Origin of the sequence: Mesobacillus subterraneus, assembly GCF_003937825.1 — a bacterium.
Classification (GTDB): domain Bacteria; phylum Bacillota; class Bacilli; order Bacillales; family Cytobacillaceae; genus Mesobacillus; species Mesobacillus subterraneus.
This window is the reverse complement of the sequence record NZ_RSFW01000002.1, coordinates 231,268-255,222: the sequence shown is the minus strand read 5'-3', so window position 1 is coordinate 255,222 and position 23,955 is coordinate 231,268. Positions and strand designations below refer to the sequence as shown.

At 45.1% G+C, this 23,955-nt stretch carries 19 protein-coding genes; 3 read left to right on the top strand and 16 right to left on the bottom strand.

The window, feature by feature from the left end; translation table 11 throughout:
• Positions 1-37 precede the first annotated feature (37 nt).
• Together clpB and EJA10_RS01680 are read right to left on the bottom strand one after the other, a co-directional pair.
• On the bottom strand, positions 38-2,638 hold the full coding sequence (gene clpB / locus EJA10_RS01685; RefSeq protein WP_125478255.1) for an ATP-dependent chaperone ClpB: 2,601 nt from the start codon (positions 2,636-2,638) through the stop codon (positions 38-40).
• Positions 2,639-2,840: 202 nt separating this feature from the next.
• The gene (locus EJA10_RS01680; RefSeq protein ID WP_125478254.1) at positions 2,841-3,023 is read right to left on the bottom strand and encodes a YjzC family protein; all 183 of its coding nucleotides are present in this window, start codon (positions 3,021-3,023) and stop codon (positions 2,841-2,843) included.
• 152 nt (positions 3,024-3,175) lie between these two features.
• On the opposite strand from EJA10_RS01680, the gene EJA10_RS01675 reads away from it, so the two are divergent.
• Complete coding sequence (locus EJA10_RS01675; RefSeq protein WP_125478253.1) at positions 3,176-3,988, top strand: undecaprenyl-diphosphate phosphatase; 813 nt, start codon at positions 3,176-3,178, stop codon at positions 3,986-3,988.
• A gap of 502 nt (positions 3,989-4,490) precedes the next feature.
• Here the strand turns inward: EJA10_RS01675 and argF are convergent.
• The 7 genes from argF to argC all read right to left on the bottom strand — a co-directional run bounded on the left by argF (position 4,491) and on the right by argC (position 13,912).
• Complete coding sequence (gene argF / locus EJA10_RS01670) at positions 4,491-5,447, bottom strand: ornithine carbamoyltransferase (RefSeq protein ID WP_125478252.1); 957 nt, start codon at positions 5,445-5,447, stop codon at positions 4,491-4,493.
• Positions 5,444-8,545 (bottom strand): carbamoyl-phosphate synthase (glutamine-hydrolyzing) large subunit, encoded by a 3,102-nt coding sequence (locus EJA10_RS01665; protein ID WP_125478251.1) that lies wholly within the window; start codon positions 8,543-8,545, stop codon positions 5,444-5,446. Before EJA10_RS01665 ends, argF begins: the two co-directional genes overlap by 4 nt.
• Positions 8,538-9,617 carry a carbamoyl phosphate synthase small subunit gene (locus EJA10_RS01660; RefSeq protein WP_125478250.1) on the bottom strand — a complete coding sequence of 360 codons (1,080 nt, stop codon included), beginning with the start codon at positions 9,615-9,617 and terminating at the stop codon, positions 8,538-8,540. The genes EJA10_RS01665 and EJA10_RS01660 overlap by 8 nt, the downstream gene beginning before the upstream one ends.
• 75 nt (positions 9,618-9,692) lie before the next feature.
• A complete protein-coding gene (locus tag EJA10_RS01655; RefSeq protein ID WP_125478249.1) occupies positions 9,693-10,847 on the bottom strand; it encodes an acetylornithine transaminase in 1,155 nt (384 codons plus the stop codon).
• Positions 10,844-11,617, bottom strand: coding sequence for an acetylglutamate kinase (argB, locus tag EJA10_RS01650; RefSeq protein ID WP_125478248.1), 774 nt, complete (start codon positions 11,615-11,617; stop codon positions 10,844-10,846). The genes EJA10_RS01655 and argB overlap by 4 nt, the downstream gene beginning before the upstream one ends.
• Positions 11,618-11,630: 13 nt before the next feature.
• Positions 11,631-12,866 carry a bifunctional ornithine acetyltransferase/N-acetylglutamate synthase gene (gene argJ, locus EJA10_RS01645; protein WP_125478247.1) on the bottom strand — a complete coding sequence of 412 codons (1,236 nt, stop codon included), beginning with the start codon at positions 12,864-12,866 and terminating at the stop codon, positions 11,631-11,633.
• Between the two features lie 11 nt (positions 12,867-12,877).
• The gene (gene argC, locus EJA10_RS01640) at positions 12,878-13,912 is read right to left on the bottom strand and encodes an N-acetyl-gamma-glutamyl-phosphate reductase (protein ID WP_125478246.1); all 1,035 of its coding nucleotides are present in this window, start codon (positions 13,910-13,912) and stop codon (positions 12,878-12,880) included.
• A gap of 221 nt (positions 13,913-14,133) precedes the next feature.
• Here argC and EJA10_RS01635 point away from each other — a divergent pair, with 221 nt between their 5' ends.
• Complete coding sequence (locus EJA10_RS01635) at positions 14,134-14,826, top strand: Crp/Fnr family transcriptional regulator (RefSeq protein ID WP_125478245.1); 693 nt, start codon at positions 14,134-14,136, stop codon at positions 14,824-14,826.
• 35 nt (positions 14,827-14,861) lie between these two features.
• Here the strand turns inward: EJA10_RS01635 and EJA10_RS01630 are convergent, their stop codons facing one another.
• The 4 genes from EJA10_RS01630 to EJA10_RS01615 all read right to left on the bottom strand — a co-directional run bounded on the left by EJA10_RS01630 (position 14,862) and on the right by EJA10_RS01615 (position 18,157).
• A complete protein-coding gene (locus EJA10_RS01630) occupies positions 14,862-15,578 on the bottom strand; it encodes a YwiC-like family protein (protein WP_125478244.1) in 717 nt (238 codons plus the stop codon).
• Positions 15,579-15,803: 225 nt separating this feature from the next.
• Positions 15,804-16,232, bottom strand: coding sequence for a respiratory nitrate reductase subunit gamma (locus EJA10_RS01625; RefSeq protein ID WP_125478243.1), 429 nt, complete (start codon positions 16,230-16,232; stop codon positions 15,804-15,806).
• Positions 16,233-16,376: 144 nt separating this feature from the next.
• Complete coding sequence (gene mobB / locus EJA10_RS01620) at positions 16,377-16,904, bottom strand: molybdopterin-guanine dinucleotide biosynthesis protein B (protein ID WP_246017638.1); 528 nt, start codon at positions 16,902-16,904, stop codon at positions 16,377-16,379.
• On the bottom strand, positions 16,892-18,157 hold the full coding sequence (locus EJA10_RS01615; RefSeq protein WP_125478242.1) for a molybdopterin molybdotransferase MoeA: 1,266 nt from the start codon (positions 18,155-18,157) through the stop codon (positions 16,892-16,894). The genes mobB and EJA10_RS01615 overlap by 13 nt, the downstream gene beginning before the upstream one ends.
• A 223-nt stretch (positions 18,158-18,380) precedes the next feature.
• Between EJA10_RS01615 and ric the strand changes: the two genes are divergently transcribed.
• Positions 18,381-19,079: an iron-sulfur cluster repair di-iron protein gene (ric, locus tag EJA10_RS01610; RefSeq protein ID WP_125478241.1), complete on the top strand. Its 699-nt coding sequence runs from the start codon at positions 18,381-18,383 to the stop codon at positions 19,077-19,079.
• A gap of 164 nt (positions 19,080-19,243) precedes the next feature.
• On the opposite strand, the gene cls is transcribed toward ric, so the two are convergent.
• From cls to EJA10_RS01595, 3 genes are all read right to left on the bottom strand, one after another.
• Positions 19,244-20,755: a cardiolipin synthase gene (gene cls, locus EJA10_RS01605; RefSeq protein ID WP_125478240.1), complete on the bottom strand. Its 1,512-nt coding sequence runs from the start codon at positions 20,753-20,755 to the stop codon at positions 19,244-19,246.
• Between the two features lie 244 nt (positions 20,756-20,999).
• A complete protein-coding gene (gene moaA / locus EJA10_RS01600) occupies positions 21,000-22,016 on the bottom strand; it encodes a GTP 3',8-cyclase MoaA (RefSeq protein ID WP_125478239.1) in 1,017 nt (338 codons plus the stop codon).
• A 333-nt stretch (positions 22,017-22,349) separates the two neighbouring features.
• Positions 22,350-23,849, bottom strand: coding sequence for an MFS transporter (locus EJA10_RS01595; protein WP_125478238.1), 1,500 nt, complete (start codon positions 23,847-23,849; stop codon positions 22,350-22,352).
• Positions 23,850-23,955: the final 106 nt, after the last annotated feature.

Genomic DNA, 23,955 nt, shown 5'->3' with positions numbered 1-23,955 from the left:
TACATAAAAAAAGTCATCCAATCGGATGACTTTTTTTCTATATATGGTTCAGATGGATTTCATCATTTGCAACTGTAATTTCCACCTTGCTCTTTTCCTTGATGCTTCCGGCAATAATCGCTTTTGCCAACTTCGTTTCAACGCTCCTCTGAATGTATCTTTTCAGCGGCCTTGCACCGTAAACAGGGTCGAATCCATGTTCAGCCAGGTAGGCTTTGGCTTCGTCCGTAATCGAGAGCTGAATCTGCTGGCCGGCGAGCCTTTCCTTCAATGCAGAAACCAGCTTTTCGACAATCAGTTTGATTTCTTTCAATGCAAGTGGTTTGAATAGAATAATTTCATCCACACGATTGAGGAATTCCGGACGGAAATGGCTTCTCAGCTGGGACATAACCAAATCCCGTGTTCCTGCAGAGATGGCATCTTCCCCTTCATGGCGCTCCAGCAAGAACTGTGAGCCAATATTGGAAGTCATAATGATGACCGTATTCCTGAAATCGACCGTCCTTCCCTGGGAATCTGTTACCCGGCCATCATCCAGCATCTGAAGCAGGATATTGAACACTTCAGGATGGGCTTTTTCGATTTCATCAAGCAGGATGACGGAATAGGGATTCCTTCTTACAGCTTCGGTTAGCTGTCCGCCCTCTTCATAGCCAACATATCCTGGAGGGGCACCAATCAGCCTGGATACCGCATGCTTTTCCATGTACTCCGACATATCGATGCGAATCATATGTTCTTCGCTGTCAAAAAGAGATTGGGCTAGCGTCTTAGCCAGTTCCGTCTTTCCTACCCCTGTAGGACCGAGGAAAATAAAAGATCCGATTGGCCTGTTTGGGTCCTTGATCCCTGCTCTTGCTCTTAAAACCGCATCGGCAACAAGGGAAACTGCTTCCTCCTGGCCGACAACGCGTTCATGCAGGATACTTTCAAGCTTGAGGAGCTTTTCCCGTTCCCCCTCAACCAGCTTCATGACAGGAATGCCCGTCCAGCGGGATACAATGGATGCAATTTCCTCTTCGGTCACCTCTTCGCGCAGGAGCCGGTCACCTGAATTATCACTAATTTCTCTTTCTAGTTCCTTCAATTCTTTTTCAAGGGAAGGAATTCGTCCGTGCCTTAATTCAGCAGCCTTGTTAAGGTCATAATCATTCTCGGCCTTTTCCAGCTCACGGCGAAGCTTTTCAAGCAGTTCCCGCTTTTCCTGAACTCTTTGAATACCTTCTTTTTCCTTCTGCCACCTTGCCTTCATCTCATTAGCGTTTTCACGGAGATTCGCAAGCTCTCTTCGCAGTGCCTCCAGCCGTGCCTGGCTGGCTTCATCTTTTTCCTTGGTTAAGGCTGCTTCTTCGATTTCAAGCTGCATGACTCTCCTTGTAACTTCATCCAGTTCTGAAGGCATCGAGTCGATTTCGGTCCGGATCATGGCACATGCTTCGTCTACCAGGTCGATTGCCTTGTCAGGGAGGAATCGATCAGTGATATATCGGTCAGACAGGGACGCTGCTGCGACTAATGCCCGGTCATGGATGTTTACTCCATGGTGAATTTCAAACCTCTCTTTTAATCCTCTTAAAATGGAGACCGTATCTTCCACATCTGGTTCCTGGACCAGGACTTGCTGGAATCTGCGTTCGAGTGCAGGATCTTTCTCAATGTACTTCCGGTGTTCATCGAGGGTGGTCGCGCCAATACAATGCAGCTCCCCACGGGCAAGCATCGGCTTCAGCATATTTCCTGCATCCATTGCTCCTTCCGTTTTACCTGCGCCTACAATCGTATGAAGTTCATCGATGAATAAGAGGATTTTCCCTTCGCTCTTTTTCACTTCATTTAATACAGCCTTCAATCGTTCTTCAAACTCTCCTCGGAACTTTGCCCCAGCGATCAATGCACTCATATCCAGCGAGAAAACCGTTTTGTCTTTCAGTCCTTCCGGGACGTCCTTGCGCACGATCCTTTGGGCCAGGCCTTCAACAATGGCTGTCTTCCCGACTCCTGGTTCCCCGATCAGGACTGGATTGTTTTTTGTCTTCCGGGAAAGAATGCGGATGACATTGCGGATTTCGCTATCCCGGCCAATTACAGGGTCAACTTTGCCTGCACGAACTTCTTCGACGAGATCGCGCCCATATTTCTTTAACACTTCGTAAGTAGCTTCAGGGTTTTGTGAAGTCACTCTCTGATTCCCCCTAACCTCTCTGATTCTTTTTACTAATTTCTCTCTTGTAAGTCCCAGCTGTTTAAGAGTCTCACCAGACACGGATCCGGAAGTTTCAATGACAGCAAGCATAATGAGTTCTACCGATAAATAATCATCCTCAAACTGTTTCATTTCCATTTCTGCCTGTGCCAAAACTCTTTGCAATGCTGCGGTTATATATAATTTGCCCTGTTCCGCACTGCTGCCAATGACCTGGGGCTTTTTGGACAGGGACGTCAATAACTCTTCCTTAAACTGTTTTATATTGACCCCCAGACCCGACAACAATGATTCTGCCAGGTTGTTTTCCTGCTCTAATATGGATAGAAGGAGATGTAAATCATCGACTTCCTGATGGTTATGCTGAACAGCCAGGGTCTGGGCTGAGACAAATGCATTCTGCAAGCTTTCCGTCATTTTATTCAAATCCAACCCAACCACTCCTTTGACCTTTTTTGACCTTTATTTTTATTATAATAAAAATTTCCAATAAGTAAAGCCATCCGCACTGGATGGCTTTTTACATTTATTTAAGGCTCTTTTTTTCATACTGTTCTCTTCCACGCTGAAGATTTAAACTTTCGCCCGTTCAGGTCATGCTTTTCAGAAAATATTGACCCAGGCGAATACAGACTTATTTAAACTTTGGCATGTAAGTCCAGTGGCGATTATGATTCGAGTTTTCAGGGAAACGGTCTCCTGCTCTCAGCTTGATTTTCTGCGGATTGTTGACATTGCTCCCTGTCTCGCCAATTTCAATATAAACCCCATTATTCGGTGCCTTTTGTCCCGCACGGAACTGATGACTTTGACCCATTTGCCTTCCTCCTTCATAAGTATTCCGGCTATTTTATTATTTGCGGATTCAAATAAAGTATTATTGTTTATTTTATCCTTCACAAAAAAAAGTGAATGCGTTACATTAGTGTGTATGAGTTAAAAAAATTTGCGGAGGACATGGATTTTATTATGGAAAATTTTTATGATTTGCTGAAATATATTTTCCTGGGCCTGTTCCAGGGGATTACGGAACCTATCCCGGTTTCTTCAAGTGGACACCTAGAAATCGCTGAGCATTTTTTTGGACTGACAATTGAAGGGATGAGTTTTGCCCTTTTGGTTAATACAGCTTCCCTATTCGCAGTGCTGCTGATTTACCGTAAAGATATTATGCGTTTAATCGTTAACGGTCTTGCGTATCTTAAAAATAAAGACCCTGAAGCAAAGTCAGATTTTATGTTCATTATTTATCTGATCGTTGGTACGATTCCTGCTGGTGTCATTGGGGTCGTGTTTGGGGATTTCATTGAGGAACATTTGGCATCGATTAAAACTGTCGGCATTACATTATTGGTCACTGGACTTGCTCTTTGGCTGATCCGCAATATGCGCGGCCGTAAAAATGACGGAGATTTGAGCTTCAGGGACGCTATTATAGTGGGACTTGCACAGGCAGTCGCATTGATTCCCGGAATTAGCCGCTCAGGGGCAACCATTGTCGCGGCGATGACTCTTGGGATGAAGCAGGAAACAGCATTAAGGTATTCCTTTCTGCTCTATATTCCGGTCAGTGTAGGCGGAATGATCCTGGGATTTTCCGACATTTTAAAGGATCCATATCTTGATGAATTGGCCATTCCTTATATATTCGCGTTTATTGCATCACTGATTGCTTCCTACTTCTCGTTAAAATGGTTCATGAATATCATGGCCCGCGGGAATTTGAAGTACTTTGCAATTTACTGCTTCATCGTTGGTCCACTGGTTATTTTCTTTTCTTAATATACGTTAAAAACCGGCTATCGAAAATAGCCGGTTCTGACTGTAGACAAACTCGATGAAAATCGTGATTGTTTACAGTCTTTTTTGTTGATGGACACACTGGGCTGTTGATTTCCGTTCCAGGAGCTTCACTTTCCTCTGGAAGAATATGAAAAAGACCAACTGCCGTCTTTTTCATAAGCAATTCTTCCTTGGGGCTGGGGTTGATTCTCCTCATCGCTTCGCGCTTGCGGGGTCTCACCTGTCCAGCTGCTCCCGCTGGCCCTGAAAAGCTTCCCCGAATAGACCCACGCACGATGGAAATGCGTTAGCATTTTCGGTGGATTCTTCGCGCCTTCCACTCCAATCAACAGAGCTTCTAAACTTAACGAGGGAACTCAACTAGAATCTATTTTAAAATAAAACTTGATAATTCTTGAAGTGACATAGGTGCTTTCGAAAAAAAACCAATCCAACGGACCAATTATTACTTGCTTTTCTGGGCCCATGATTTTCATTCATTTCAATCCTTCAAGATCTCCACTAACAGGGCTTTTTGTGCGTGGAGCCGGTTGCCTGCCTGGTCGAAGATGACGGAGTGCTGGCCATCGATTACGTCTGCTGTTACTTCTTCGCCTCGATGGGCTGGCAGACAGTGCAGGAAAAGATAATCTTTTTTTGCTCCCTGGAGCAGACTTTCATTTACTTGATATTCATGAAAATCCTTTAATCTCTGCTCATTTTCATTTTCCTGGCCCATACTGGTCCAAACGTCTGTGTAAATGATGTCGGCATCCTGGACAGCTTCTAACGGAGATTCCGTAATGACCAACTTTGCTCCGCTGTTTTTTGCAAAATCCTCACAACGTGCTGTTATAGCTTCATCTGGAAAATAACCTTTGGGAGAAGCAATCGATACATTCATTCCGACTTTTGTACAGGCAATCATCAGTGAATGGGCAACATTGTTGCCGTCCCCGATATAGGCAAGCTTGAGACCTTCCAAACTTCCCTTCTTTTCTTGAATCGTCATTAAATCAGCCAGAGCCTGGCATGGATGATACAGGTCTGTCAACCCGTTGATGACCGGAATGTCAGCGTGCTCAGCCAGCTCTTCAACAGATTGATGTGAAAAGGTTCTGATCATGATGCCATCAAGATATTGAGAGAGCACCTTTGCGGTGTCTGCTACAGATTCGCCGCGTCCAAGCTGAAGGTCATTGCCGTTCAGGTAAAGAGCACTTCCACCAAGCTGGATCATCCCTACCTCAAAGGAAACCCTGGTACGAGTGGACGATTTATCGAAGATCATTCCTAGGATCTTGCCTTTTAACGGATATTCATATTGTTTGTTTAACGTCTTTTCCTTCAGGACCCTCGCTTTTTCTAGCAGCGCCAGGATCTCATGCTTCTCCAAATCTGCCAATGTCAGCAAGTCCTTACCTTTTAAGTCAATACCAAGCTGTTGCAATGCCGTCATTTTGCCACCACTTCCTCATTTTTTTTTGTGAGCCACTCACCCAGTGCCTTCACTTCCCATGTTTTCACACGCTGACTTTGCAATAGAGCAGTTAAAGTCTCCGGCTGGGTCATCACGATTTTCCGATTCTTGACCGCCCATTCCCTTAACGCAACATCGTTCTCTGTTGTCCCCGGACAATACAAAGCTGATAGCTGCTGCAGGTCCTTGACATTTCCCATCTGCATTAACGTCGAGTTTGGAAACTGTTTTTCAAATTCAAAATGATCATCCTGATCAGTAAATGCAATGGCTCCCTTAAACGCTTTGCCTCCGATGGAATGAAAACTTTTATTCAGCGCTTCCTCAATGGAGGCACCGATACTGATGCCTTCACCTGTAGAAATCATTTGCGGACCTGTCTTGGAATCCAACCCTTTCAAGGCAAAATTCGAAAATACCGGGTGCTTTACACAAACAAAAGATGCCTTGGAATCCAGAATGATTTCGTCTTTCGACAAAAAGTATTTCCCGAGCAATATTTTTGTCGCTTTTTTCACTAACTCCACGCCGGCTACCTTGCTTACTATTGGCATTGTCCTGCTGGAACGCGGGTTAACTTCAAGCAGATATACTTCTTCGCCTTTTACGATGAATTGAATGTTCATTAAACCTTTATAGCTTAGGTGCTTTACAATCTTCTTTGCGTAAGACACCATCAGTTGCTTTGTCTCTTCTGTCAAGCTTTGCGCCGGGATGATACAAAAGCTGTCACCTGAATGGACTCCCGTTTTTTCGATGTGCTCGACGATTGCTGGAACCAGGATATGTTCCCCGTCAGAAGCGAGGTCCAGTTCGGCCTCCCTTGCTTCAAGATACTGATCAACCAGAATGGGGTAGTGGACTTTAGCCCCTTCTAGAACATGCTGAAGCTCCTGCTGGTTATGAATCACGACCATATTCAATCCGCCGATCACATATGAAGGCCTGATCAAAACCGGGAAGCCCATTCGCTCAACAGCAGCAAGCAGCCCAGCCTCATCGGCCGCAGTTTCTCCTTTTACCCGAGGGATTCCAAGCTGATCGAGCATCTGATAAAATTGATCTCGGTCTTCAAATAAGTCAATTGTCGCTGAACTTGTTCCCAGCAACTTCACCCCAGCCTCTTCAAGATCCCTGGCAAGGTTCAAAGCGGTCTGGCCTCCCAGCTGCACGATCACTTCCTGAATCCCTTCCATTTCAATAACATTCAAGATATCTTCCAAGGCTATGGGTTCAAAGTATAAGCGATCAGAAATCGCAAAATCTGTTGAGACTGTCTCTGGATTATTGTTGATCATAATCGTTTCTACATTTTCCTCACGAAGGGCAAAAACACCATGAACTGAACAATAATCGAATTCTATCCCCTGGCCGATGCTGATCGGTCCGCTTCCAATGACAAGCACCTTTCGTTTGCTCGTTGGTGCCGGAGTTTCATTCTCTCCGCCATAGCAGGAATAGAAATAATTAGACGCAGATGCAAATTCCGCTGCACATGTGTCAACCATTTTATAAACTGGATTTATTCCGAACTTCCTTCTCAGCGTCCTAACTTCTGCCTCTCCTGCCTTCCATTCCTGAGCAAGGAAAGCATCACTGAATCCTCTCGCCTTTAAAAATTCAAGTTCAGAAGCCGTAATACCCTCGATATCAAAATGCGGAATCGAATTTTCAACCTCAATCAAAGACTTGAATTTTGACAGGAAGAATAGGTCAATTTTTGTTTTCTCATGGAGACTCAAGATTCCTTCGCCCCGACGCAGCAGTTCGAGCAATACAAATAACCGCTGGTCCGTCTGTTTTTTTGCCAGTGCATACAGTTCTTCTATCGATAAACTGGCTAAAGCAGGCAGCTTCAAATCCACGGTTTTGATATTCAATGACCGGACCGCCTTGAGGAAAGCCCGATCGAAGCTTCTGTCGATTGCCATTGCTTCTCCTGTTGCCTTCATTTGCGTACCTAGCGTCCTGTCGATTTGAGGAAATTGCTCAAACGGCCATTTCGGTATCTTCACCACTACATAGTCAAGTGCTGGTTCATAGCTTGCGAAAGTGTTCCCTGTAACGGGGTTCTTCAGTTCTGCAAGGTTATAGCCCGCAGCGAGTTTAGCCGCCATCCGGGCAATTGGATACCCGGTCGCTTTTGAAGCGAGTGCCGATGACCGGCTGACTCTTGGGTTTACCTCGATCAAATAGTAATTTTTGCTCTCAGGATCGAGGGCGAACTGGATATTGCACCCGCCGACAATTCCTAAGGCGGAAATGATTTTAACGGCCGATGTCCTTAGCATTTGATACTCACGGTCGGTCAGCGTTTGTGATGGTGCGACGACGATGGAATCCCCAGTATGGATTCCCACCGGATCGATATTCTCCATATTGCATATCGCAATACACGTCCCTGCTGAGTCACGCATCATCTCGTATTCGACTTCTTTATAGCCAGCAATGCTTCTTTCTACCAGGCATTGCTTGATTGGACTTTCATTTAAACCGCCACTGACAAGCAGTTTTAAATCTTCCATTGTTCCTGCAATCCCTCCGCCAGTACCACCCAGTGTATAAGCAGGTCTGACGATCAGCGGGAAGCCGATTTTTTCGGCAAAAGCAACAGCCTCTTCAACTTGTTGAACGATTTCACTTTCCGGAACCGGCTCATTCAATTCGTGCATCAGGCTGCGGAAGGCCTCCCTGTCCTCCCCTTGCTTAATGGAGGCTACCGATGTCCCAAGGACTTTCACTTTGTGTTTTTCAAGAATGCCGTTTTCACTCAGCTTAAAGACGAGATTCAATCCGGCCTGGCCTCCAAGAGTTCCAAGGATGCCATCTGGTTTTTCCCGCTCGATGATTTTCTCTACACCTTCGAGGGTCATCGGCTCAAAGTAAACCGCATCGGCATATAGATGATCTGTCATTACGGTTGCCGGATTATTGTTCACAAGAATGACCCGGTACCCTTCCTCTTTTAATGCAATGCAGGCCTGTGTCCCTGCATAATCGAATTCAGCGGCCTGGCCGATAATGATGGGGCCCGAGCCGATTACTAAAATGGATTCAACACTTTTATCTTTAGGCATAGCTGACTTCTCTCCGCTTTCTGTATTTGACTGTTTGAATGAATTCCTCAAAAATAAAGGCGCTGTCTTCTGGTCCCGGGCTTGCTTCGGGATGGAACTGGACCGTGACCAGCGGCCATTTTTCATGAATAAGCCCTTCAATGGACTGGTCATTTCGATTGTAAAAACGGACCTTTAAGCCTGTGCCTGCAATGCTGTTTGCATCCACTGCATAGCTGTGGTTTTGTGAAGACATAAAGACGCGGTTCTTTTTCAGATCGAGTACCGGCTGGTTGGCTCCACGGTGACCGAAAAGCATTTTCTTTGTATCCCCGCCAAGTGCCAGGGCAGCAAGCTGATGGCCCAGGCAAATGCCCAGCACCGGGTAATGCTGAATCACTTTCTTAATTTCCTCCAGTTGGGCTAATAATTCCTTCGGGTCCCCAGGGCCATTTGATAAAAGCACTCCGTCAGGGTTCAATGATCCAATTTGTTCAAAGGTATAATCGTAAGGGACGATTGTCACCAGGCATTTTTGCCTGACCAGATATTCTGCGATTGATTTCTTGAAGCCGTAATCAATCAATACGATGTGTGTATCTCCCATCCCGATTGTTTCAGGTTGCGATGCAGATACCTCCTGAACCTTGAGGCCTTCAAGAGTGTCACAACTTGTGCCACATTCTGGTTTACTAGATAAAACCGCTGGCATCGTTCCATTTTGCCGTATGCTTTTAACCAGCTCCCGGGTATCAACGTGTTCAAGTAAAGGGATGTTCCATTTCTTCAGATATTCCGTAAATGAATATTTTGCTTCATAATGATAGGCGTCTTTGGCTGCTTCATGGACAATTACAGCTGCCACATGCGGTTTTTTGCTTTCAAAGTCCATATCATTGATGCCATAATTTCCAATCAATGGGTACGTGAAAACGATTATTTGATTTTTATAGGAGGGATCTGTCAGCACCTCCTGATATCCTGTCATTCCTGTAAAAAATACGATTTCCCCGGCAATTCCTTCCTCAGTTATGCCTCCGTGCAACTGCCCTTGAAATGTTTTGCCGTCAGCAAGATGCAGGTATCCTTCCATTAGACACCCCTCCAGTTGAATTTTTATTTAACAAATTTTATTTTTATGCATTTTACTGCGAAAAATATACAGCCATTAAGCTGTGATTACATGCTTTCTTAGTGTTCCTTTCAGGATATGAACAGCTTTTTCTATCTCTTCCCTGGTCACATTAAGCGGCGGAAGAAGTCTGATCACCTTTTCTCCTGCCGGCAGGGCAAGGATTCCCGCTTGCCTCATTTCTGCAAGGATCGGCTGGGCTGTCACCGTAAGTTCAATTCCCGCCATCAGTCCAAGTCCCCTGATTTCTTTTACTATATCCATACTGCAGAGATGTTGTTGAAGGAGATCGAACAGATAGTTTCCATTCTCGGCTGCTTTCTGTAGAAAATCCTTGTCAAACACAATTTCCATAACGGCTGATGCCGCTGCAGTACTAATCGGGTTTCCGCCGAAAGTGGATCCATGGCTGCCCGGACCGAAAAACTCGGCGAGTTCCGCTTTGCCTGCAGCAGCGCCGATTGGCAGCCCGTTACCCAGTCCTTTCGCCACGGTAATGATATCTGGTTCAATGCCGAAATGCTGAAAAGCAAATGGTTTTCCTGTACGGCCGATTCCTGTCTGAATTTCGTCGACAATGAGCAGCACACCATTTTCAGAGCATAGTTTAGCTGCCTCTTTTATGAATTCTTCATTTGCGACATGGACACCGCCTTCACCCTGAACGATTTCAATCATGACAGCGGCTGTTTCTGCATCCAGTTCATTCTCGAGTGCCTGCAGATCATTGAATGGCAAGTGGATGAATGTTTCCAGCATGCTCCCAAAGCCCTGTTTGATTTTATCCTGGCCAGTAGCCGCCATGCCGGCAAAGGTCCGGCCGTGGAATGATTGCAGGAATGTAATGATTTTTGGACGGCCGGTTGCCTTCCTTGCCAGTTTGATCGCAGCTTCATTTGCTTCGGCACCGCTGTTTGCAAAGAAAACACAATCCAGTCCTGATGCTTCTGCAAGCTTTTCAGCCGCTTCTTCCTGAATGCTTTGAGGGAACAGATTGGAAACATGCCAGAATAACTCGAGCTGTGTCTTGATCGCCTGTTCAACTTCCTTTGGACGATGGCCCAGATTGCTGACACCAATGCCGGAGGTGAAATCAAGGTACTGACGGCCGTCCTTACCGAAAATCATCGTTCCTTCTGCCTTTTCAGGTTCAATTTCCCACCTTTGATAAGTAGGGAATAAATAGCTCATCTTAACTCCCCTTCTGCCGCCACAATCGCTGTCCCGTGCCAGCTGTTATTTTTATAGAATGGCTTTTTTCCGGATATGATCATGACTTTCCCTGCTCCAGCTGCCGCCGCCGATAAAGCGGATTGAACTTTTGGAACCATCCCTCCGTGGATGCTTCCATCCGAAATATGGTTTTCTGCTTCACTTTCGTTTAGTTCACTGATTAGCTTCCCTCCGATCAGAATGCCATCGACATTGGTGACAAAAGCACAATGCCCGGCTTTCATTGCCTTTGCGATGGAGGCTGCAGCATAGTCTCCATTGATATTCAGCCTGGAGCCATCCTCAGCGATCCCGATTGGCGTAATCACTGGTATATATCCATTTTCAATGACCATCCCAATCAATCTGGTATTCACATCTCTGATTTCCCCCACATAGCCCAGCTTTTGCTTATCAATGTACTCAGCCTGAAGGCATAAGCCGTCACTGCCATTGATGCCTAGCGAAAGGAATCCATTGTTCTTCATGAGACTGCACAATTGGCGATTTGTCTTGCCTGACAGGACCATTTCAACAACTTCCATCGTCTTTTCACATGTTACTCTTAGACCGTCCACGAACTGTGCTGGAATCCCATATAAATCAAGCATCTTATTGATTGCTGGTCCGCCGCCGTGGACTATGACCGGACTATATCCATCGTCCATCAACTCTTGTAAGCTAGTAAAGAACTGTTCACTCAGCTCCTCCAGCACACTTCCGCCGCATTTTATGACCACCGTTTTCAATTGATCCGCCCCTTTATGTCCGATAGCTTGCATTTATTTTCACATAATCATAGGAAAGGTCACAGCCCCACGCCATCCCGCTGCCGCTCCCCAAATGAAGATCGACGAAAATCTGTATCTTGTCGTTCATCAGGTACTCCCTGGCTAAATCTTCATCAAAGGCGACCGGGGTACTTGCGTTTAACAATGCTATATTCCCAAGGGATATATCGACTGTCTTCGGATTTACCTCCGCCTTGCTCTGGCCTATCGCACCGATGATCCTGCCCCAGTTTGCATCTGCCCCAAATACAGCTGTTTTCACAAGATTCGATCCTGCAATTTGCTTGCCTATTTGTCTTGCTTCTTCATCGGACCCCGCACCTTTAACGGAGATTTCCATCAACTTCGTCGCTCCCTCTCCGTCCCTGGCAATTTGTTTCGCAAGACTTCCGCAGCTTTCTTGTAACAGTTTGATGAAAACTGGCCACTCGGGATGGTTTGGATTCAAAGGTCTGTTTCCTGCAGCTCCATTAGCCATCACCAGCACCATATCATTTGTTGATGTATCGCCATCAACAGTGATTTGATTGAAGGTAGTGTTCGTTACTTCTTTTAGCGCAGCAGAGAGATGTTCACTTGGGATATTGGCATCGGTTGTCAGAAAGCCGAGCATCGTGGCCATATTAGGGTGGATCATTCCAGATCCTTTGGCGGCTCCTCCCATATGAATCGTCTTACCGTCAATCTCTGCAGAATAACAGCAGTGCTTCGTGACAGTGTCCGTAGTCAGAATAGCTGTTTGGAAATTCTGTGCATCTTCAGCTGTTTGGCCAATAGCAAGATTTTCAATCCCTGCTGCGATTTTGCCCATTTGCATGTATTCCCCGATGACACCTGTAGAAGCTACCGCAACATGATGCGCATCGATACCGAGCTTTTCGGCAGCCATCTTCCTCATATTCAAAGCATCCTTGTACCCTTGCTCTCCAGTACATGCATTGGCACATGCGCTGTTGACGATGACCGCCTTCAATATACCTTCGCTGGCAATGCTATCTTGTGTGACAATTAATGGTGCTGCCTGGAAGCTGCTTGTAGTGTACACGGCCGCACAGCTTGCCGGAATCTCGCTGACGACCATTCCTAAATCCAGCTTGTTATAACGCAAGCCTGCATGGACCCCGCCGCACTGGAATCCTTCTGGCGTCAAGATGCTGCCATCCGTAATTTCTTTTATCGATTTCTGGCCAGTTATGATTTGATACATATTGCCCTCCTTTATGGATACAGCGGGACCATTTCCAGTCCTGCTTTTTCATCTAGCCCAAACATGATATTGGCATTTTGGACAGCCTGCCCTGCAGCGCCTTTCATTAAGTTATCGATCACCGACACAATGGTCAGCCTCCCGGTCCTCTCGTCGGCATGAAGCCCAATATCGCAGAAATTGGATCCTTTTACCTCTTTGATTGCAGGGAAGACGCCTTTTTTCCTAACTCTTACGAATGGATGGCCGGAATACACCTTCTTATATAAATCTATCAGCCTATCAGTAGTCCACTCTTCCTTCAGCTCCACATACATCGTCGCCATGATTCCTCTTGTGACTGGTATCAGGTGAGTGCTGAATGTAATACGCAATTCCTCATCATTCCAAAGGCTTAGCTGCTGTTCAATTTCTGGTATATGCTGATGTTCGTTCACCTTGTAAATTTTGAAATTTTCATTCAACTCAGCGTAAAGAGTACCAATTGAAGCCGATCTCCCCGCTCCGGAAACACCAGACTTGGCATCGATGATGATGCTTCTCGGATCAACCATTTTTCTTGTCAATAACGGTGCCAGCCCCAGGAGGACAGCCGTGGGATAGCAGCCTGGATTCGCAATGAAACTTGCCTCTCTTATCTGATCCTTGTTCCATTCAGACAGCCCATATACGGCTTTCTCCAGCAGCGATTGATCGACAGGGTCGTGCTGATACCATTTTTTATAAGTTGCGGGACTTTTCAATCTCAAGTCCCCAGATAGATCAATGACTTTTATATCCTTATTAAGAAAGGCGCCGGCAAGTTTCCCAGAAGCTTTGGAAGGAGTAGCAAGGAACACTACGTCTGCTTCCTGGACAATTTTCTCTGTATCAATCTTGGTGAGGACTTTATCAAAAATACCTGTCAAATGGGGATATTCTTCCGAGACCGGTTTCTCATCTCTCGTCGTGTGGATCGAGTGAATGGTAAACTCGGGATGATGGGAAAGTATTCTGATCAGCTCTCCGCCCCCATATCCTGTCGTTCCTATTATTGCTGCTTTCACTTTTTCCCTCCTCCCATCCTATGCATAAATAAACAACTAAACTTATATTTATAAATAAATTACTTTTTATTATAAGAACAGTTTTTTAAAAACGCAACTAAATTTTTAACAATATGTGAACAATTCACAATTTTATTGATGATTTTATATGCTTTACAATATAATAATATTAATATTTGATACGGAAGGGAGTATCATTCCCGAAATAAGGTGGTATTTACATGCTAGCTGCTACAACCCTGTCACCAAATTTGAATAAGCTGTTTGAAAAGGTCCATTCAATCAAAAAGTTCGATAAAGGCAGCTTTCTCTTTGAAGAAGGAAACACAGCGAATGAGCTCTACATTGTCCAAAGCGGGAAGTTCCAGATCAGTAAGATGGTTCCTGATGGCCGGGAGCTGACCATCAGGATGTGTTCGGCTGGGGAATTGGTTGGTGAGCTGGCTTTGTTCAGTCCGGCATCGAGCCATATCGTAAATGCCAGAGCATCTGAAAGCGGAAGTGTCGCAGTCATCCAAAAGGAGAAGCTTGAAGATGAACTCGCAAGGGATAATGGCCTGGCTCTCGAACTGATCAAATGGCTGTCCCTGCAGAACCGCAAATCACAAACAAGATTCAGGGATCTTGTCCTTCACGGTAAGAAAGGAGCTCTTTATTCCACGCTCATCCGCATGGTGAACAGTTATGGGGTTGACACGGAAGACGGGAAAAGGATAGACGTTTCCCTCACCAACCAGGAGCTCGCAAACTTCTGCGGTACCTCTCGTGAAGTCGTGAACCGGCTGTTGAGCGAGCTCAGAAGGAATAAGATCATCTCCATCGATAAAGGGTATATTACCGTACATGCCATTGATACATTAAAGAGAGAAATCGATTGTGAGGGCTGTCCAATCGAAGTTTGCAATATAGAATAGAAGAAGCCGCCAGCAATTTGCTGGCGGCTTTCGTATTACAGGATGGCAAACAGCATGATAATGAAGAACAAGGCTGCGTTGACAATTTCATAGATTCCAACCTTCATGACTGAGAGGGGTTTGCCATAAAAAGCAACTGCTCTGATTAAGCTCGACAGCATCGCGATGGCCACGACCATCTCACCGATTGCTAACCATAAGACAGGAACGATGAAATGATAAGACCAGGAGATCCATTTGAACTGCGCATTCTTTTTTTCCCGGATCATCGTTTTCACATAAAAGGTGCTTCCTGTAAAAAAAAGGATGGATGCTGCAAATACAAGAATGGCATTCTCATTGATTTCGGTTGCGGCCATGTAACTGCTTGCCAGCCCTGCTATCGCAAAAACGACAATAGCGCTCAAATCATTCATTAAGGCACGATCCTTGTTTCTAGCTGAAAAATAGGCATTAATTATAAAAAATGGAATCATGGTGAAACCAAAGTAGACAATTGTTGGCTGTGTGAACAAGGGAACCATCAAGAACAATAAAGCCGGCAGCATATAGATGATTGTCCATTTACGATAGAAGGACATTTTCTTCTTCTTGAACATCAGCAAAAGTGGATACGTTCCCAAATATAATAAAAGCCACCCGATGAAAAACGGGATATGCTGCCATGTCACTTCACTGGCGGCCGCTCCAAGCCAGAACGGGATGATCAGCATCGCCCATGCTCCATGCTGCTTCGGCATAAATAACTTCATGATTCAACACTCCCTTATCTTTCATACTTTAACTATAATGGAGCCCGCACTGCTTAAAAGTGAAACACATCACATTTTCCCGCCAGAAATGGCAAAAGACACTGAACTGTCAAATCTCATCAGAAAAGGACAACGCCTAGGACAAAGAGCTGATTCGAGGGGCTGGGCACTGTTCACGAAAATTTATACTTTCTTTAAAATAGAAAAGGCTAAATCCTAAGGGATTCAGCCTCTTTTTTCAAATTGGAGCTTCAATATTTTCTTTTTTAAATATAAATGGGGCTTGAACAGGTAATAAAATTCTTTCGTGAACGCCAGGCTTAAAAGAAACAGGAACACGACGATAAAATGGACCTTGGAGAGAATGGAAATGTCCAGGATCAGGGTAAGGTCCGGCTCCAATTGGGCCAGGCTTACGAGCCATTTAAGCAGCAATATGGGTTCATCTGAAATCTTGCTGGAGAGCACGATGACAATGCCTGTTGCTGTGCTTGCCGCCATCAGACCTTTCACCACATATACGAGGATCTTCCCCGATGTGGACGCAGCTGCTTCTTCTCCTGCTGCATCATATCTCCATACTATCCCCATCGCAACGATTGCTGCCACTGTATAGGGAAAAACAATCCACATAAAGACCTGTAGCATTTCCATCGCTCTCACCTCACACGTATCTAACAAACATCAACCCCATTAACATTCTAACTGGGCAAGTGTGATGTGACAGTGATAAAAGTCGCCGAATATGTCTAATTTAAGAACTTTTCCTGGCTTTTTTTCGAACGAATTTGGGGTTTATCACCTATTTTGATTTTCAATATAGGCAGTAATCCACTTGAGTCCGTTTGGATCATCCGTGTTAAACACCGGAAGATCCAGATGCTGCAGCTGATTTACAAGCTCTTGGTCACGGCAAAATATAACCTTGGTATGTTGGAGCCTTTCCAAAAGCTCCAAATCAGCTTCGTCACGAAGGATGACCGCTTTCGGGTATGGCTCGTTTTTGTACCCCTCAATCAAAATCAGATCCGTCTTGAAGGAGGAGAGAATCTCAATCTCTTCAGCAAGCGTCCATAGGCCATTTTCAGCCTGGATGATGATTCGGCCTCCCCCTTCTACAAGGGAGACTGCAGCGCCCGCTTTAATATGGCGCCCTGAATCCTTGGATTCCAGAATATCCGGCTTTCCACCATGTCCATGGTGCTTCACCGTCGCAATTTTCAATCCTGTCGCAGACAGGTGTTCAATCAGTGTGGTGACAAGGGTCGTTTTCCCGCTATTCTGATAGCCTGCAATCTGGAAAAGAACGGGCTTTACCAAGGCCAATCACTGCCCACATGGTCTTCCAGCATCAGCACTTCCACTTCCGTTCCTTCTTCAAAACCACGAGTGCCGCCAGGGAGAATCATGAGAGAATTTGCACCCGCAAGGCTCATGATGATGTTAGATTTATCAAGTCCGCTAGGCGTTACAACGAGTTTTCCATCCTGAATGGCCAGGGCGCTCCTGACGAATCTGGTAAATGGATTTGCTTTTGGGAAGTTCGCATCCAGGATCGCTTTTTCCTTCCGCAGATGAGGCTGTTGGGTAAAGAGCATGGTCCTGATGATTGGTCGGGCGAACAGTTCGAAGCCCACATAGCAGGCTGAAGGATTGCCGGAAAGGCCGAATAACAGCTTGCCGTCAAACTGGGCCACTGTTGTGACGCTGCCAGGTCTCATGGCTACTTTATTGAACAGGACTTCAGCTCCAAGCTTTGCATAGATCTCCGGAAGATAGTCATAGTCTCCGACCGAAACCCCGCCAGTCGTGATGAACAAGTCGACTTCCTCAATTGCCTTGCTCACTGCTTCGAAGCAAGTATCGAAATCATCAGGAAGCTGGCCAAAGTATTTCACATCCGCTCCAGCTCTGAGAATCTGTGCTGAAATCATGTACGAGTTGCTGTTGCGGATTTTCCCGGGTTCTAACGGCTCATGGACATCGAGCAGTTCCGTACCCGTCGCATAAAGGCCAATCACCGGCTTCCTGGCAACAGGAACTCTCGCATATCCGAATGTCGCAAGCATGGCTTGGATGCCCGGGTTGATGAACGTCCCTTTTTTAACCAGGACTTCCCCTTCTTTTGCATCTTCGCCGCGGTAGGATACATTCTCGCCTTGTTTATGCTTCCGCTTTGTTTCCATATATTTTTTTCCGGCGCGCTCCACTTCACTGGCCAATTCAAGCATGACCACCGAATCGGCGCCGACAGGCATCTGTGCCCCTGTCATGATGCGGACTGTCTGGAACGGGCCAAGCTCCTTATCAGTCAGCATTCCGGCCCCAATGTGGTCCACTACTTCAAATTCAACTGCATTTGATTGTGAAGCTGCCTCGGTGTCGATTGAACGGATTGCATATCCATCATACGGCGCTCTGTCAAAATGAGGGACATCACTTGTTGCCTTCAGGTCCTCAGAAAGATATCTGCCGTAGCTTTCGTTGATCGAAACATATTCAGTGGAGCCCTGCTTCTTGTGCTCCATCACTCTTTTTACTGCCTCTCCAATTGGAATAGGGTTTCTTTTCTCTAACATATAATCAGCTCCTATTACACGCTTAACTTCTAGGATTACCCTTTTTCATTATAAGAGTAATGTAAAATCGGTAACATAACAAACCTCACAGTATTCTCTCATAAAAACGAGGGAAAATATGTAGATTTTTTGTGAAGTGTGATGCACATCACCAAGTAGTAAAACCATTTCCTTTATGATGAGTATGTAAACAGTACTAAACAAATCATTGGAGGTTTTTTACATGAACATGCCTTTTGATCAAAATTCTTTAGTTAAAGATATTGTCAATATATTCCCGCAATCTAGTGATTTATTCAAGAAAAACAGACTCGATTTCTGCTGTGGAGGCAATCGTCCCCTCTCCGAAGCTGCAGGAGAACAGAACCTGGATGTACCCGCAATCATGGCTGAGCTTGAAGAGCTTTACAAGAAGCATAATGGTACTGCTGAAAACATGGAAGTCTGGACAGAAACTGGGTCTGAAGAATTGATCGAGCATATCAAGAATAAGTACCACCGCGAACTGGAAGAAGAATTGACGATGCTCAGTCCTTATGTGACCAAAGTTGCGAAGGTCCATGGCGACCGTCATGAAGAACTATTAAAGGTATATGAGCTGTTCTATGAATTAAAGAAGGAATTGCTTGAGCATACAGCAAAAGAAGAGGCAACGGTGTTCCCTCTGCTTCTTGAACTGGATTCAGCAAGTGAAGGAAAGCGTTCAGAGATATTGGCTGAAATTGCAGAACTGGAAAAAGAACATGACCATGCCGGCTCCATTCTCAAAGAGTTGCGAGAAATTACCGCTGACTTTAATCCGCCGCTGGATGCTTGCGGAACATACCGCCTGGTGTACAAGCGTCTGGAAGCACTGGAATCCCATACATTCATGCATGTACATCTGGAAAACAATATCCTGTTCCCGAGGTATATTGCATAATTCAAGAAAATGAGGGTGCCCGAAAGGTAGAACTTTTGGGCACCCTCTTGTTTTCTTATAGTGGCTTGTAAAAATAGTCCGTTGATTTCCATTCCTCTGGCATTCAGTTTTGATTCCTCAACAGTTCTTGTCCGATTGAGTCATTTTCCTTTGAATAGAGACAACTATAATACACCTGAGAAAAGGCGGGCAAATGATTCTTTAGATCTCTCCCAAAATCCGCGTTTGTAATATTGGACGGGGCTGATTTTTTCCGAATCTTCCATATCCTCTTCATAATGGGCGACAAGATCCCTGATGGAACTGGTGCCAAACAGGAAGACATTCACTTCAAAATTCAAGTGGAAGCTCCGCATATCCATGTTGGCTGTTCCAATTGAAGCGATGTTTCCATCGACAATAATGACTTTCTGGTGCAAGAAACCTTTCTTATATGAGTAGATCTCAGCGCCGTTCCGCAGCAGCTCTGAAAAATAAGAGCGGCTGGCATACTGGGTCAGATAACTGTCATTGATTTCCGGAACCATGATCCTGACCTCGATACCTTTGGCTGCAGCCACGCGGAGTGCTGTACGGATCGCTTCATCCGGCACAAAATATGGGGTAGCAATCCAGATGGACTTTGTCGCACAGGACATCATCGTATAGTAAAAATCGCTCATGATTCCCTGCTGTGTATCAGGTCCGCTGGCAACAACCTGGATGGCTCCATCCAGTTCGTCCTCCTCTTTCGGTTCTTTTACCGCACGGTGATTTTCCAGAACCTTTTCACCACTAACATATTCCCAATCAAGCAGGAAGACATTGTGAAGTGTATACACAGCCTCACCAGTAAGCACCATATGCGTATCACGCCAGAATCCGAATTTCTCATCTTCCCCGAGGTATTCCACCCCTACATTCAAACCGCCGACGAACCCAATTTCCCCGTCGATGATGATAATCTTGCGATGATTGCGGAAATTAAATTTTTGGTTGAAAAATCCATACTTCAATGGAGAAAAAGGCATGGCTTTAATCCCCGCATCCTGCATATCCTTTAGTTCCTTCGCCGCCAGCTTCATGCTTCCAGCCGCATCGAACAGAAACAGTACTTCTACTCCCTGCTGTGCTTTCTCAATCAGGATTTCAATGATTTCACGTCCAAGCCTGTCTGAGCGGAAAATATAATATTCCATATGAATGAATTCCTCTGCTTCCCGCAGCTTCCGTTTGATTTCGGAAAATGTCTCTTCTCCATTTTTGAGAATTTTGGCCTTCGAAGCTGTCGTAATGGGAGTCAGGGACGCATTCTTCGCATACTGGGCAAAGCATAGCTGGTTCTCGATTAGAAAAGAAAGATCCCTCGATTCTTCCTTCCTCATTATTCTTTCCCATTCATCGCGGTCACGCGTCCGCTTGCTCTTATATAGATAACCTTTCAGATACAGCTGGCCGGAAAACAAATAAAAGAAATATCCGACCACTGGAAAAAGAACCATCACGTACATCCACATCAGCGTGTGCTGGGCAGAGCGGTTTTCAAGCATCAACGAATACATGCTGATCAGGATGATGACACCATAAGTGATGATCGCCGCGCCTTTGACATACTGACTGTAGCTCGTAAAGAAAACGAGGTAAACACAAGCAATCAAAATGAAAACAAATAAAAATTCAATTCTTCTTTTTATCATCAGGCATTCTCCAACAAAGTTATAGTAGATAATCATATACCCATATTCCCATCAGTCGGAAACATAGTATGCCCAAATTGGCAGGGGCAGATGATTTATCAGATTCAATCGTCAGGACATGCCTCATTATCGGCTAATTTTGAATTATATCGGCCACATTTTCGAAATATCGACCAAGTCAAAAGATAACGCTCATTCGTTTGGCTAAACACGCTGCCACCAAAAAAGACCCCCGAAGGAGTCTTTAACCGCCGATATAGGACATTTCAATTTTCTTTCTGTTTGCGACTGTTTCAGCTGTTCTTTCATCAGAATACCGGTCTGTACGGTGGTTCCAAATATCGGTGATCCGCTGGCGGATTTCATCATCTGTCGCGCCTGCACGTACGAAATCACGGATATCATGGCCATTTCCATTGAACAGGCAGGTGAAAATCTGGCCGTTCGCCGATAAGCGAGATCTTGTGCAGCTTGAACAGAATGATTCGGATACGGAGGAGATGAAGCCAACATTGATATGAGTTCCTTTATATCTGTATTTCTTTGCGACCTCACCAAAGTATTCGGGATCAACTGGTTCAAGTTCAAATTGTTCCTGAAGCATATCAAAGATTTGTTTTTTCGTTATGACATCATCCATTTTCCAGCCATTCGTGCTGCCTACATCCATGTATTCGATGTATCGAAGCTCTAGGCCTTCATTCTTGCAGAATTCAGCCATTGGCAGAATCTCGCTGTCATTGAGACCTTTTTTGACGACCATGTTGATTTTGACGCCTAGCCCTGCCTTTTTTGCCGCTTTGATTCCTTCAAGGACGGGACCGACACCGACATTTCGGCCGTTGATTTCGCCAAACAGCTCATCCTTCAAGCTGTCGAGGCTGATATTCACTCTCTTCAAACCTGCTGCTCGTAACTGTTCCGCATGCTTTGGAAGAAGTACACCATTCGTTGTCAACGCGATATCCTTCAGGCCTTCGATTTCGTTCAGCTTTTTCACAAGAATTGGTAAATCTTTGCGCATCAATGGTTCGCCGCCTGTGAGCCTGATTTTTTCCACGCCTAATTCTATGAATATTCTTGCCAGGCGTTCGATTTCCTCATATGACAACAGCTCGCTTTTTGGAAGGAAAGCGAAGTCAGGACCAAAAATATCTGCAGGCATGCAGTACTGGCAGCGGAAATTACAGCGATCTATAACAGAAATTCGCAAATCGCGGAGTGGTCTATTCAAATTATCTTTGATTATGTTTTTTACCATCTGTGTCAACTCCAATTATAGAAGTTATGATTATTGACATTGTATCAGCAAGAAACGTTGTTAACTGTTAATATTCTCACAGTAACATCAATAGCCCTCTATTTAAATAGTAGATTGTATCCTTATATCTATATTACAACATAAAAACTGCCAAGACAGTGTTTTTATCAAGAATTGTCACGATGTTGTCATAAAATTCTCCTTAGCTGCTTCTATCAGAACATGTGCGTGTACGATAATGTAATCGGCTAATGTCGTGCAAGCATCCTCGTTACCGAAAAGAGTTTAAACAAAGAACTGCATCACGTCAATGATGCAGTTCCAAAATAAAGCTTATTTGGCTTTCTGGTTCATTTCACTGAACATGCCAACGAAGTTCTTGATTTCACCTGCTTCGTTTTTTACAGGGCTGATGGTCAGCCATTCAGCGTAAATTTGTCCATTTTTCTTCCTGTTCCAGATTTCGCCTTGCCAGAAACCCTTTTCCTTAATCGATTTCCACATCTCTCTGTAAAAATCCTCGCCGTGCCTGCCAGAACGCAGGATCCTCGGGTTTTTCCCGATCACCTCTTCTGCACTATAGCCTGTCACTGTGGTGAATGCAGGATTCACATGTTGAATCGTCCATTTCACATCTGTGATCATGATTCCTTCGATCGTATGGTCCATGACCTTGGCCGCAAGACTTAATTTATCCTGATAGTACATCCATATCACAATGATCAAGCTTGCCAGCGCAACCTGGGAGAGCGCCATGAAGCCGATCGCATAATGGCCTGTAAGGTTGAACAGAAATGCCAGCATAAGCGGCGGGAAGAAGCCTCCTAATCCCCCCATTGCTGAAACGATGCCATTGACGATTCCGGCCTGTTTTGAAAAATAAAGCGGAACGAGCTTGAATACTGTTCCATTCCCGATCCCCGCAGAAATTGCCACAGCCAGGCAGCCGATAGTATACCAGGCCAGCGAAGGCATGAAAGATAACAAAATACCGGAAATCGTCATACCCGCGAAAACGAACATCAGGATGATGAAAGAATTGAATTTATCTCCCAGCCAGCCTCCAATCGGCCTGAAGAAGGTAGCAAGGGCGATGAATCCCGCAGTCCGCAATCCAGCATCCACCTTATCAAGTTCAAAATGTGACACCAGGAAGTTCGGCAAATAGATCGTGAAAGCAACAAAGGCTCCAAATGTGAGGAAATAGAACAAGCTTAACGCCCAGAGCTTTTGATTCTTATAAACGCTCCGGAATTGTTCCGCTAAAGGAGTGACAACTTTCGGTTCCTTCCTGTCACCAAAGAAGAAATTCAATAAAGCAAAGGCCACAAGCAGGACCATATATAGCTTAACTGTATTCTGCCAGCCATATTGGGCAGCAATAACGGGAGCGGAAAAAGTCGTGAGTGCTGTTCCCAGGTTGCCTACTCCATAAATTCCATTAACAAATCCATGACGATCCTTCGGATAGTATTTCGGAAGGGAGGTCACACCAACCGAAAAAACAGCCCCGGCAATACCGATGAACAATCCTCCTATAAGGAGATCTCGATAAGAGTCGGCGAGACTGATGAAATATACCGGAAGCAGCAGAAACGCAAAGCTGACCGAAAATAGTTTACGTGCTCCATATTTATTCGTCCAGTATCCGATTGGGATTCTCAGGACAGACCCAAGGACAACCGGGCTGGCTGTTGCCATCGCAATCTGGTTGGCAGACAGTTGGATCTCTTCTTTTATGAAAGGCATCAAAGAAGATAAAATCACCCATACCATGAAACCTGCAACAAGACTAAGCGTTTGAAGCGGCAATTGGATTCTTGCGTTTTTCACGATTCATTATTACCCCTTTCCTTAAGGAATGAATTGATGAAGTGAATTTGACGGCCATATTTCTAATTGAATAGTACAAAAATTGAAAACATTTTGATGTGGTGAA